General features: G+C 68.2%; 10 protein-coding genes and 1 pseudogene. 3 read left to right on the forward strand and 8 right to left on the reverse strand.

Annotated elements, in window-relative coordinates:
- A pseudogene (locus tag AC2VNT_RS13940) lies at positions 1 to 541 on the reverse strand (excinuclease ABC subunit UvrA); the annotation flags it as partial.
- Between the two features lie 68 nt (positions 542 to 609).
- On the opposite strand from AC2VNT_RS13940, the gene AC2VNT_RS13945 reads away from it, so the two are divergent.
- The gene (locus AC2VNT_RS13945) at positions 610 to 1,287 is read left to right on the forward strand and encodes an MBL fold metallo-hydrolase (RefSeq protein WP_486947425.1); all 678 of its coding nucleotides are present in this window, start codon (positions 610 to 612) and stop codon (positions 1,285 to 1,287) included.
- A 74-nt stretch (positions 1,288 to 1,361) separates the two neighbouring features.
- On the opposite strand, the gene AC2VNT_RS13950 is transcribed toward AC2VNT_RS13945, so the two are convergent.
- Together AC2VNT_RS13950 and AC2VNT_RS13955 are read right to left on the reverse strand one after the other, a co-directional pair.
- Positions 1,362 to 1,889 carry a hypothetical protein gene (locus tag AC2VNT_RS13950; protein ID WP_486947426.1) on the reverse strand — a complete coding sequence of 176 codons (528 nt, stop codon included), beginning with the start codon at positions 1,887 to 1,889 and terminating at the stop codon, positions 1,362 to 1,364.
- 36 nt (positions 1,890 to 1,925) lie between these two features.
- The gene (locus tag AC2VNT_RS13955; protein WP_486947427.1) at positions 1,926 to 2,372 is read right to left on the reverse strand and encodes a universal stress protein; all 447 of its coding nucleotides are present in this window, start codon (positions 2,370 to 2,372) and stop codon (positions 1,926 to 1,928) included.
- 226 nt (positions 2,373 to 2,598) lie between these two features.
- Here AC2VNT_RS13955 and AC2VNT_RS13960 point away from each other — a divergent pair, with 226 nt between their 5' ends.
- The gene (locus AC2VNT_RS13960) at positions 2,599 to 4,161 is read left to right on the forward strand and encodes a glycosyltransferase family 39 protein (protein WP_486947428.1); all 1,563 of its coding nucleotides are present in this window, start codon (positions 2,599 to 2,601) and stop codon (positions 4,159 to 4,161) included.
- 12 nt (positions 4,162 to 4,173) lie between these two features.
- Here AC2VNT_RS13960 and AC2VNT_RS13965 read toward each other — a convergent pair whose 3' ends face one another.
- Both AC2VNT_RS13965 and uvrB read right to left on the reverse strand, forming a co-directional pair.
- Entirely contained in the window at positions 4,174 to 5,619 is a 1,446-nt protein-coding gene (locus AC2VNT_RS13965; RefSeq protein WP_486947429.1) for an MFS transporter, read from the reverse strand.
- Between the two features lie 72 nt (positions 5,620 to 5,691).
- On the reverse strand, positions 5,692 to 7,881 hold the full coding sequence (gene uvrB / locus AC2VNT_RS13970; protein ID WP_486947430.1) for an excinuclease ABC subunit UvrB: 2,190 nt from the start codon (positions 7,879 to 7,881) through the stop codon (positions 5,692 to 5,694).
- Between the two features lie 71 nt (positions 7,882 to 7,952).
- Here uvrB and AC2VNT_RS13975 point away from each other — a divergent pair, with 71 nt between their 5' ends.
- On the forward strand, positions 7,953 to 8,462 hold the full coding sequence (locus AC2VNT_RS13975; RefSeq protein WP_486947431.1) for a ribonuclease FAU-1 family protein: 510 nt from the start codon (positions 7,953 to 7,955) through the stop codon (positions 8,460 to 8,462).
- Between the two features lie 6 nt (positions 8,463 to 8,468).
- On the opposite strand, the gene AC2VNT_RS13980 is transcribed toward AC2VNT_RS13975, so the two are convergent.
- The 3 genes from AC2VNT_RS13980 to AC2VNT_RS13990 form a co-directional block, all read right to left on the reverse strand.
- Entirely contained in the window at positions 8,469 to 11,357 is a 2,889-nt protein-coding gene (locus AC2VNT_RS13980; RefSeq protein ID WP_486947432.1) for an MMPL/RND family transporter, read from the reverse strand.
- Complete coding sequence (locus tag AC2VNT_RS13985; protein WP_486947433.1) at positions 11,354 to 11,764, reverse strand: MmpS family transport accessory protein; 411 nt, start codon at positions 11,762 to 11,764, stop codon at positions 11,354 to 11,356. Before AC2VNT_RS13985 ends, AC2VNT_RS13980 begins: the two co-directional genes overlap by 4 nt.
- Before the next feature lie 38 nt (positions 11,765 to 11,802).
- Positions 11,803 to 12,282 (reverse strand): TetR/AcrR family transcriptional regulator (locus tag AC2VNT_RS13990; protein ID WP_486947434.1); only part of this gene is annotated, 480 nt, incomplete at its 5' end.

Consider the following 12,282-nt stretch of genomic DNA (forward strand, 5'->3'; position numbering starts at 1 on the left):
CCACCCGAACCCGGCTGTAGCCCTGGGCGTTCAGCTTCTCGAACAGGTCGGCGAACTCGCCCTTGCGGGTGCGCACCACCGGGGCCAGAACCTGGAACCGGGTGCCCTCGTCCAAGGCCAGCACCTGGTCGACGATCTGCTGCGGGGTCTGGCGGGCGATCCGCTCACCGCAGACCGGGCAGTGCGGCGACCCGGCCCGCGCGTACAGCAGTCGCAGGTAGTCGTAGACCTCGGTGATGGTGCCCACCGTCGAGCGTGGGTTGCGGTTGGTGGACTTCTGGTCGATGGAGACCGCCGGCGACAGTCCCTCGATGAAGTCGACGTCCGGTTTGTCCATCTGGCCGAGGAACTGCCGGGCGTAGGCCGACAGCGACTCCACGTAGCGGCGCTGCCCCTCGGCGAAGATGGTGTCGAACGCCAGCGACGACTTCCCGGATCCGGACAGCCCGGTGAACACGATCAGCGCGTCCCGCGGTAGGTCAAGGTCGACGCTGCGCAGGTTGTGTTCGCGCGCACCCTTGACGATCAGCCGGTCAGCCAAGCCTGCCCCTTCACCCGACGTACCCAACCACTCTATGCGGGCCGCAGTCGGTCAGTAACGTGGCCATCATGACAACCCTCGACGACAACTACACCGGCCATGTGGACCCCGGCGCCGCCGCCCGGCGCACCCTTCCCGGCGCCACGATCCTCAAGGCGTCCGTCGGGCCGTGGGACAACAACGCCTACCTGGTGACGTGCACGACGACCGGCCAGACGCTGCTGATCGACGCCGCCAACGATGCCGAGACCCTGATCGGCCTGGTGCGCGAAGACGCGCCGAAGGTCTCGCTGATCATCACCAGCCACCAGCATTTCGACCACTGGCAGGCGCTGGCGGCGCTGGCCGAGGCCACCGGCGCGCCGACCGCGGCGCACCGCCTGGACGCCGACCCGCTGCCGGTCGTGCCAGACCGGATCCTGGCCGACGGCGACACCGTCGCGGTCGGCGACCTGACCTTCGACGTGATCCACCTGAGCGGCCACACCCCGGGATCGGTGGCGCTGGCGCTGAGCGGGCCGGCGACCGACGGGGTGACCCAGTTGTTCACCGGCGACTGCCTCTTCCCGGGCGGGGTGGGCAAGACGACGAAGCCGGCCGAGTTCGAGGCACTATTCCACGACGTGACGACGAAGCTCTTCGACCGGTTCGCCGACGACACCGTGGTCTACCCCGGCCACGGTGACGACACCACGCTGGGCGCCGAGCGGCCGCACCTGGGCTCGTGGCGCGAGCGCGGCTGGTAGCCCGCGTTCACCGCAGGCGACGTCCACCGCGCGGAACACGTATCGCGCCGTTCGGCTGGTCGGCCCCGCTTGGCTCATGGCTTCTCGGGGATGCCCTGACGCTCGTCGTCCGCGAGCTGTCGAAGGTACAGTTCGGTCCAGTAGCCGCGCCGCTTGGGGGACCGCTGGGCCACTTCGTGATCCCTCATCCACTCATGGTGGGCCACGAGTTCAGCCGTGTACACGTCCAGAAACGTGGCCGGCGGGGCTGTCTTCGGTGCCTGCCACGGCTTCTCCGCATTCTTGGCTTTCTTCGTCCGCTGCCGAGCCCGGCCGTCCGCGGTGTCCATCGACGCGATCAGGGTGACGAGCATCAGAGGCGCAGCGAACATGAGGACCGTGGCCAATACCATCACTTCTCTATCCCCCCGGAGCGTGAATCCCGAATCGGGTGTCGAAAAGGCTAGCACCAGCCGCGAACACGGGTGGTCGTTCGGCGTAAACCCCGCGGATCGGCCGGTGTAATCCCGGTACGCGTCCTGGCCGCCGCGCGCCCGCGTCGGCCGCGCCCGCATCCCCAGCAGCACCACCTCGGAGAAAACGCATCCTGCGGTGGTGATCACCCGGACGAGTGGCCGACTGCGGCCGCTGCCGCCGGATCAGCCGGTGGTGTGCACGATCAGCACGTCCACCTTGGCGCGCCGGGAGACGTTGGCCGGCACCGATCCGAGCAGCCGGCCGGCGATGGTGTTCAAGCCGAGATTTCCCACCACCAGCAGGTCGGCTTTGACCCGCTCGGCCAGCTCGACCAGCGCCTCCACCGGCGCACCGATGATCGGCCGCTTCTCCACCAGGGTGGCACCGGCTGCGGTGGCCCGCTCGGCGGCCTCCCGCAGGATCGAGTCGATGGGAGCGGTGCCGGACGCCTGGTAGCTCTCGTCTTTCAGCACGTCGACCGCGTGCGGGTCGTCGTTGGCGGGCAGGTACGCGCTGGCGACGATCACCTTCGCGTCGGGCCCGGAAGCCAGTTGGCCCGCCCGGTCGACGGCGCGCAGCGACGAGTCCGAGCCGTCTGTGCCGACCACCACGGTTTTATAGCCGCTCATGCGTCCTCCCAGTGACTAGTTGCAAGCGCCATCGGGAACAGTAGCGTGCCGACCGACCGTCATGGATGCGATTGACGACACACGGCCGGCGCGTCGATCGCGGGCCGCCGCGAGTCCCACCGTCCGGACCGGCCGACGCGCTCTTCGCGGGCCTGCCGGACCGCGCTCCGCGGCGTACCGTGAGATTTTGTTCACCGCAGGAAGCGGCCGGACGCCATCGACCCGCATGAACTGTGTACCGACCCCGGATCGGGACCGCACCCGGGATCGCCCCGACCGCCGACCAGCCCGCGCGCGCTGGTCGGACCCGACGCTGGCCGCGACGCTGGGCACGGTCGTCGGCGGCGCCGCTGCCAATCGCCCGTCGCTCTGGTTCGACGAGGCGGCCACGATTTCGGCGGCGGCCAACCGCTCGCTCTCCGAGCTGTGCCGGTTGGTGACGAATATCGATGCGGTGCACGGCCTCTACTACCTGCTTATGCACGGCTGGTTCGCCGTCTTCCCCGCCACCGAGTTCTGGTCGCGACTGCCGAGTGCCTTGGCTGTCGGCGGTGGCGCGGCCGGCGTGGCGGTGTTGTCCAGACAGTTCTGCGCCCGTCGCACCGCGCTCTGCGCGGGTGCGCTGTTCGCCGTGCTGCCGCGGATGACCTGGGCCGGAATCGAGGCCCGCCCCTATGCATTCGCCGCGATGGCCGCGGTGTGGCTGACCGAGTTGGGTGTCGTCGCGGCGCGCCGCAACAGCACCCGGATCTGGCTGGGTTACGGCCTGTCGATCGTGGTGGCCGCCTTGCTCAACACGTTCTCGGTGCTGGTGGTCGCCGCGCATGCCGTGCTGGTCCGGGTGGTGTCGGACCGACGGTCCGCGGTCATCCGGTGGGCCGTCGCGGCGGGTTCCGCGGTTGCCGCGCTGACCCCGTTTCTGTTGCTGAGCCAGGAGCAGATCTGGCAGGTCGGCTGGATCTCGACACCGGGCTGGCGCAGCATCACCGAGGTCGCCGAGGAGCAGTACTTCGACAAGAGCGCGCCGTTCGCTCTGCTGGCCGGGGCGGTGCTGGTGGCCGCGACGGCAGCCCGGTGGGCCGGGGTACGCCGGCCACCACCCGGTAGGCCGGCGCAGCTGGCGATCATCTGCGTCGCCTGGATGCTGATCCCGACCATCCTCACCCTGGCCTATTCGGCGGTGGGCACCCCGGTCTACTACCCGCGTTACCTGATCTGCACCGCGCCGGCGATGGCCGTGCTGCTCGCGATCGGTGTCACCACGATCGCCGGCAAACCGGCCGCCGTCGTGGCCCTGGTGGTGTCGTTCGCCGCCGCGGCCGCACCCAACTACCTTGTCACACAGCGTGATCGGCACGCCAAGGAAGGCTGGGACTACAGCCAGGTCGCGGACCTGGTCGGCGCCCACGCCGCGGCCGGCGATTGTCTGCTGGTGGACAACACCGCCGGATGGCGCCCGGGACCGATCCGGGCGCTGCGGGCGGCCCGGTCCGATGCGTTCGTCAAACTCGTCGATCCCGGCCGGGGGCTGCGCGGCCCGGCGGTCGGCCGACTGTGGGACGGGCACGTCGCGGTCTGGACGGTCGCCAATGCGTTCGACCGGTGCACCGCGATCTGGGCGATCACCAACCACGACCGCACGCTGCCGGCCCACCAGGCCGGTGCGGTGCCGCCGCCGGGGCCCGTCTTCGCCCGCACCCCGGCCGGTCAGATACTTCGCCGCCTGGGCTTCCACCCGGTCGAGCGGTGGCAGTTCAGCTTCAGCCAGGTCGTCAAGCTCACCCGGTGACGTCGAGCCGCTTCAGGCTGTCGCTTCGGCCTCCGCCGCCTCCACGGCTTCCAGTCGCTCGGCCGAGCCGCGGCTGGCCAGGTAGGTGACCACGCAGCTCAGCAGCGCGAACACGGCGAACATCGCGAACAAGGTGCGCGCGGCCGGCATGTCGGCGCTCATCGAGGTGTTCCACACGAATCCGGCGATCCCCGCGCCGAAGGCGCCGGAGATCAACTGCACGGTGTTGATCGCCGCGGCGGCGGTGCCACCCTCGGCCCGGCTGTCGACGCAGCTCATCGCCCACGCAGACAGGTGCGGCCAGCCTGCCCCGACTCCGAGGCCCACCACCAGCAGCGCCAGCGCCCAGACCGTTTTGACCTTGGTGGGGTTGGGATCGTAGCTGCTCATCCGGGTGACGGCCGCCACCGTCAGGGCGGCGCACACCACCAGCGGCGAGAACGCCACCAGCCGGGATATCAATCGCTTCCGGCTCAGTGACGCGCTGGCGACCTCACTGATCATCCAGCCGCTCGACACCGCGGCACCCAGGAACCCGGCCGTCGCCGGCGACATGTGGGCCATCCGCTCACCGAGCAGCGGTACGTACAGGTTGGCCTTGGTGATCGCCATCAGCAGCCCCAGCGCCAGGAAGATCCATTTCTCCCGGCCGGGGTGGAAGACGCTGCGCGGCAGCACCGCCGCGGGTGCCCGGCGATCGGTGACCACGAAGACCAGGAGCAGCAGCGCGCCGGTGGCAAGCAGACCGCTGGCCAGGGTGAGGCTGTGCGGTAGTTGCGCGGCGCTGACCAGCAGTGCCGCGGCACCCAGCAGCAACAGCGACCGCACCGGTATCCGCATCGGCACACCCCGGTGATCGGCGCTGCCCGGGACCAGCACCGCGATGACCAGGACCGCGGTCGCCACGGTCAGCAACGCCATCAGCCCGAACGACCATCGCCAGGCGTGCAGTTGGGCGAAGACGCCGCCCACCGTCGGCCCGGCCAGCGTGCCGACCCCCCACATGGCGGAGATCAGCCCGGAGGCCCGGGTCCACAGCGCTGCCGGCAGGGCCGCATTGATCAGCGCGTAACCGAGTCCGGCCAGCAGGCCGCCGCCGATGCCTTGCAGGGTCCGTCCGACCAGCAGGACCTCCATCGCCGGCGCCAGCGCACACACCACGCATCCGCTGCCGAACGCGACCAAGCCGGCCAGATACGCTCGGCGCGCCCCGACGCGCCCCAGCACGGCGTTGACCGTGGCGGCCGCCACCACCGACCCGACCAGGTAGAGCGTGGTCGCCCAGGAGTAGAGCCGGTCGCCACCGATCTCCTTGACCACACCGGGCAACATGCTGACTACCAGAAACTCGTTGGTGGCATACAGCACCACGCCACCGGCGAGCACAGCCGAGATCCCGCGAAATTTCTTGCCGAGGAGCTCATGCCAACTGCCGGTGGCGATGACCGTTTCATCCACTAGTTGCACCACTGTGCGAAGTCAATCACGGATGCCGGCAGGACGCGAACATCCCCCCTGTTTTCCACGTCGTCATTTCACCCCCGCCGCGTCCATTCCACGCAGTTCCTTCTTCAGATCGGCGATCTCGTCCCGGATCCGGGCGGCCAGTTCGAATTGCAGATCACGGGCCGCGGTCATCATCTGTTCGGTGAGGTCGTCGATCAAGTCGGCCAGCTCGGCGCGCGGCATGTTCGCGGTGTCGCGGCCCTCGAACACCCCCGCGCTGACCGCGCGGCCCGGCTCACCCTGAGCCCGCCGGCCGCGGGATGCGTTGCGGCCGGACCCGCCGACCGGGACCGGCCCGGCGGCTGCGCCATCAGCGGTATCGGCGGCTTCCCGGTAGACCTGGTCCAGGATGTCGGCGATCTTCTTGCGCAACGGCTGCGGGTCGATGCCGTGCGCTTCGTTGTAGGCGATCTGCTTGGCGCGGCGCCGTTCGGTCTCGTCGATGGCCGCGCGCATCGAGTCGGTGATCGAGTCGGCGTACATGTGCACCTCGCCGGAGACGTTGCGGGCGGCCCGGCCGATCGTCTGGATCAGGCTGCGCGACGACCGCAGGAAGCCCTCCTTGTCGGCGTCCAGGATCGAGACCAGCGACACCTCCGGCAGGTCCAGACCCTCGCGCAGCAGGTTGATCCCGACCAGCACGTCGTACTCGCCGAGCCGCAGCTGACGCAGCAGCTCCACCCGCCGCAGGGTGTCGACCTCGGAGTGCAGGTAACGCACCCGGATGCCCAGCTCCAGCAGGTAGTCGGTGAGATCCTCGGCCATCTTCTTGGTCAGCGTGGTCACCAGCACCCGCTGATCCGCCTCGGCCCGCTGGCGGATCTCCCCGATCAGGTCGTCGATCTGGCCCTTGGTTCCCTTGACCACCACCTTCGGGTCGACCAGGCCGGTCGGGCGGATCACCTGCTCGACGAACTCGCCGGCAGACGCACTCAGCTCGTACGGGCCGGGGGTGGCCGACATGTACACCGTCTGGCCGATCCGGTCGGCGAACTCCTCCCAGGTCAGCGGGCGGTTGTCGCAGGCCGACGGGAGCCGGAACCCGTACTCGACCAAGTTGCGCTTGCGGGACATGTCGCCTTCGTACATGCCGCCGATCTGCGGGACGGTGACGTGTGACTCGTCGACGACCAGCAGGAAGTCCTCCGGGAAGTAGTCCAGCAGCGTCGCGGGCGGGGATCCGCCCGGCCTCCCATCTATGTGCCGCGAGTAGTTCTCGATGCCGGAGCAGAACCCGACCTGGCGCATCATCTCGATGTCGTAGTTGGTGCGCATCCGCAGCCGCTGCGCCTCCAGCAGCTTGCCCTGCCGCTCCAGGTCGGCGAGGCGGCCGGCGAGCTCTTCTTCGATGGTGGTGATGGCGTGCGCCATCCGCTCCGGGCCGGCGACGTAGTGGGTGGCCGGGAAGATCCGCAGCGAGTCGACCTTGCGGATGACGTCGCCGGTGAGCGGGTGCAGGTAGTACAGCGCCTCGATCTCGTCGCCGAAGTACTCGATCCGCACGGCCAGTTCCTCGTAGGACGGGATGATCTCGACGGTGTCGCCGCGGACCCGGAACGAGCCGCGGGTGAACGCCAGGTCGTTGCGGGCGTACTGGACGTCGACCAGCAGCCGCAGCAGCCCGTCCCGGGGCACCTCGGCGCCGACCCGCAACTCGACCGAGCGGTCCAGGTAGGACTGTGGCGTGCCCAGGCCGTAGATGCAGGAGACCGAGGCCACCACCACCACGTCGCGGCGGGACAGCAGGCTCGACGTCGCCGAGTGGCGCAGCCGTTCCACGTCGTCGTTGATCGAGCTGTCCTTCTCGATGTAGGTGTCGGTCTGGGCGATGTAGGCCTCCGGCTGGTAATAGTCGTAGTACGACACGAAGTACTCAACCGCGTTGTGCGGCAGCATCTCCCGCAGCTCGTTGGCGATCTGCGCGGCTAGCGTCTTGTTCGGCTCCATGATCAGCGTGGGCCGTTGCAGCCGCTCGATCAGCCAGGCGGCGGTGGCCGACTTGCCGGTGCCGGTGGCGCCGAGCAGGACCACGTCATGCTCGGCGGCTCTGAGACGGCGTTCCAGCTCGTCGATGGCGGCGGGCTGGTCGCCGGCCGGTTGGTACTCGCTGACCACCTCGAACCGGGCGCCGGTGCGCACCAGCCCTTCGACGGCATCACCGGCGGGGCGGTACTCCGAATGCGCGACGACCGGATGCTCTGTTGCGAAAGCCACGGAACCAGGGTAATTCGTACCGCAGACATCCGGTGCGGCCGGGAAACGGCCGGGAAAGGAGAGCAATCGCAGTGCATCCGCCGAAGCGGGAGGTATTCGACCTGGTCGCGCGCACCAACACCGACCCGAAAGGGGTGGTCCGCGCGGTGGACGTCTACACGGTGCGGCCCTGGGGTCTATACCTGGCCCGGCCGACACCGGGTCGAACGCAGTTCCACTACCTGGAGTCGTGGCTGCTGCCCGAGCTGGGCCTGCGGGCCAGCATCTTCCATTTCAACCCGGGCTTCGAACGGGACCAGGATTTCTACCTCGACGTCGGCGAATACACCGCCGGCGAGACGGTCTGGCACTCGCAGGACCACTACCTCGACCTGGTGGTGCACACCGGGATCGGCGTCGAACTCACCGACACCGACGAACTGATGGCCGCGGTGCGCAGCCGGCGGTTGAGCCCGGACGCCGCGCAGCGAGCGATAGAGCACGCGGTCGCCGCCGTCGACGGTCTGGCCCGAAACGGCTACGACCTGCACCGCTGGCTCTCCGGTAGCGGCGTGCAACTGTCCTGGCGGGACGGCCGCTAGACCCCGCTAGACCGGCACCGGGATTCTGCTGGTCGCCGCGTCGGTATCCGGGTCGGGGTCGGGGCCGACCGGTTGCGTGCCCGCCCGCTCGCGGGTGAGCGACGAGGTGGGCAGCACCTTGATCGGCCACCAGAACCAGCGGCCCAGCAGCGCGGCGATCGACGGCGTCATGAACGCCCGGATGATGAAGGTGTCGAACAGCAGGCCCAAGCAGATGGCGGTCCCGGACTGGCCGATCGCGGTCAGGTCGCTGGTGATCATCGCGCCCATCGTGAACGCGAACACCAGCCCGGCCTGGGTGGCCACACTGCCGGAGCCGCCGACACCGCGGATGATCGACGTCTTCAGCCCCCCGGTCAGTTCCTCCTTGAACCGCGACACCAATAGGAGGTTGTAGTCCGACCCCACCGCCAGCAGGATGATCACGGTGAACGGCAGCACGAACCAGTGCAGCTCCAAGCCGAGGACGTGCTGCCAGATCAGCACCGACAGCCCGAACGACGAGCCGAGCGAGATCGCGATGGTTCCGACGATCGTGAACGCCGCCACCACGCTGCCGGTCAGCACCAGCATGATGATCAGGATCAGGCACAGCGACGCCATCACCGCCAGCATCATGTCGTACTTCAGGAACTCGCCGATGTCGTGATAGGTGGGCGCGGTTCCGCCGACGTAGATCCGCGAGCCCTGCAGCGGGGTGCCCTTGACCGCGGCCTTGGCGGCCTTCAACTCCTCCTGCGTCTTGGCCAGCGCCTCGTTGCCGGCCGGGTCGCCCTCGTGGGTGACGATGATCTGCGCGGACTTGCCGTCCGGGGAGACCATCAGCTTGAGCCCCTTCTGGAAGTCGGCGTTGTCGAAGGCCTCCGGCGGCAGGTAGAAGAAGTCGTCGTTGCGGGCCGCGTCGAACGCCTGCCCCATCACCGTGGCGGTGTCGGTCATCCGCGCCATCTGGGTGATCATCCCGTTGAACGTGCTGTACATCGTCAGCATCGTGGCGCGGATGTCCTTGGAGATCGCGATCATCGGCGGCAGCTGGGCGACCATCTCCGGCATCAGCGTGTCCATGTGCTCCAAGTCGTGAAGCATGTCGGTCATCTTCTGGTCGAGCTGGTCGACGCCGTCGGTCATGTCGAAGATCGACCGCAGCGACCAGCACATCGGGATCCCCCCGCAATGCGGCTCCCAGTAGAAGTAGTTGCGCATCGGCCGCCAGAAATCGTCGAAATCGGCCATGTGGTCCCGCATCTCGTCGGTGACCTGTTTCATCTCGGTGGTGTCGCCGACCATGTCGTGGGTGACCCCGGCCTGCTCGGACATCAGCGAGTGCATGCGTTCCATGATCTCGATCATCGAACCGAGCTGGTCGGTCATGTGCAGCATGTCGGCCATCCGACCCTTGAGGTAGTCCAGGTTCTCGGTGATCGGCACCGACTGCATGCTCAGCTGGAACGGCACCGAACTGTGGTCGATCGGCGCCCCCAGCGGCCGGGTGATGCTCTGCACCTTGTCGATGCCGTCCAGGCGGAAGATGTTCTTCGCGATCCGGTCCAGCACCAGCATGTTGCCCGGCGTCCGCAGATCCTGGTCCGCCTCGATCAGCACGATGTCCGGGTTCATCCGCGCTTTGGAGAAATGCCGGTACGACGCCTCATACCCTTGGATCGAGGGCAGGCTGTCCGGGATGTAGTACTGGTCGTTGTAGTTCACCGAGTACGACGGCAGCACCCCGATGCCGATCAGCGCGACGATCATCGTCACCACGAAGATCGGTCCCGGCCAGCGCACGATCGCGGTGCCGATCCGGCGCCAGCGCTGGGATTCCAGCTTCCGCTTGGATTCCAGCAGCCCGAACCGGGTACCGAGCAGCAGCACCGCCGGGGTGATTGTCATCGCGGCGGCGACCACCACCAGCATGCCGATCGCACACGGCACACCCAACGATTCGAAGTACGGCAACCGGGTGAACTTCAGGCAGAACGTCGCGCCGGCGATCGTCAGGCCCGAGCCCAACACGACGTGCGACACACTGTGATAGGTGGTGAAGTAGGCCGAGATCCGGTCCTCGCCGGCCGCCCGGGCCTCCTGGTAGCGGCCGATGAAGAAGATCGCGTAGTCGGTGCCGGCCGCGATCGCCAGCGAGGTCAGCAGGTTCACCGCGAACGTCGACAGCCCCATGATCTCGGAGTGTCCGAGGATCGCGACCACCCCACGCGCCGCCCCGAGCTCGACGAAGACCGTGGCCAGGATCAGCATTACGGTCGTGATCGAGCGGTAGATCAGCAGCAGCATGACCGTGATGACCAGGAACGTGATGCCGGTCATCTTGAGCATGCTCTTGTCGCCGGCGTCGTTCATGTCCATCGTCAGCGCGGCCTGGCCGGTGACGTAGACCGTCAGCCCGGGCGGCGGGGAGCTGGCGTCGACGATGTCGCGCACCGACTGCACCGAGTCCTTGCCGGTGGTGGTGCCCTGGTCGCCGACCAGGTTCAGCTGCACGTAGGCGGCGTGATCATCCATGCTCTGGGCGCCGCCGGCGGTGATCCGGTCACCCCAGAAGTCCTGCACGTACTCGACGTGCTCGCGGTCCGCCTTGAGCTTGTCGACCAGGCCGCGGTAGTAGGTGCGGGCGTCGTCGCCGAGCGGCTGGTCGCCCTCCAGCAGCACCATCACCATGCTGTCGGAGTCGAACTGCTCGAAGTTGGCGCCCTGCCGTTTGATCGCCTGGTAGGACTGGGCGTCCTTGGCCGCCAACGACACCGAGTGCGCCTTTCCGACCTCTTCGAGCTGCGGCACGACGACGTTGACGACGACGGTCAGCGCCAGCCAGACCAGTACGACGACGAGCGGCAGGCGGTGGATGAAACGCGCGATGCGGGAGTGCTTGACAGTGCTCATGCCGACTTCACCAGGCAGAAGACTTGGGCGTTGTGGGTGTCGACGGTCTGCTCGTCACGGACCGCGCCGTTGACCGTGATCCGGCAGCCGATCGACGGGCTGTCGCCCTGGGCGACGACGTTGGCGAAGATCGAGGTCAGTTTCGTCGAGATCGTGTAGGACCACGGCAGGGTGGTGAAGTCGGCACGCTGCGGCTGCGAGTGTTCGTCGAGGAAGTTCACCTGCCCGGTGGTGCCCTCCGGTCCGAACACCTCGTAGATGACGTCTTTGGGGATGACCGGCCGGGACTCGTCGATAAAGCCGGCGGTGGCCGCCTTCGGCGCCATCACCCCGTGAATCCGGTAGCCGGCGAAGCCCGCCAGTGCCGTCACGGCGACGACGACCAGCGGCAGCCAGGCGCGTTTCAATGCGCTAAGAATCGGTCTTCGCTTTCAGCTCGCGGTGTTCAGTGGTGCGGGAGGGGGCCGAGCAGCATCACGCAGCTGCGGATCTCGTCGAACATGTCGCCTTGCCCCGGGTTGCGGGACCACCGTCGGATGGCCGCGGCCACCGACGCCATCACGGCGGCGGCGATGACCTCGATCCGCCGGTCGTCGGCGGCCAGCTTGAGGCGCTGCGCAATCAGCCCGCCGAGCTGGCTCTCCAGCTGCGCCAGTTCGCTGGTGTGCCGGCGCAGCAGCGCCGGGGTCTCACAGATCATCGGCATCAACGTCTCCAGTCCGACCGTGATCTCGGTGTGCCGGGCGACGTGGTTGATCACCAGGTCGGCCAGGTCTGTGAACAGGCCGTCGGCGCCCGGCCCACTCCGCAGCACGTCGCTCAGCGCGGCGTCGAACGCCGGGAACGGCAACACCACCGCCGTTTCCTTGTTCGGGAAGTAGTTGAAGAACGTCCGCACCGACACCCCGGCCCGCTCGCTGATCAT

This window comes from Mycobacterium sp. TH-M15 (genome assembly GCF_057473705.1).

Coding starts and splice junctions, on each gene's coding strand:
- AC2VNT_RS13960 (WP_486947428.1), top strand. CDS start 2,599: ATGAACTGTGTACCGACCCCGGATCGGGACCGCACCCGGGATCGCCCC.
- AC2VNT_RS13945 (WP_486947425.1), top strand. CDS start 610: ATGACAACCCTCGACGACAACTACACCGGCCATGTGGACCCCGGCGCC.
- AC2VNT_RS13955 (WP_486947427.1), bottom strand. CDS start 2,372: ATGAGCGGCTATAAAACCGTGGTGGTCGGCACAGACGGCTCGGACTCG.
- AC2VNT_RS13980 (WP_486947432.1), bottom strand. CDS start 11,357: ATGAGCACTGTCAAGCACTCCCGCATCGCGCGTTTCATCCACCGCCTG.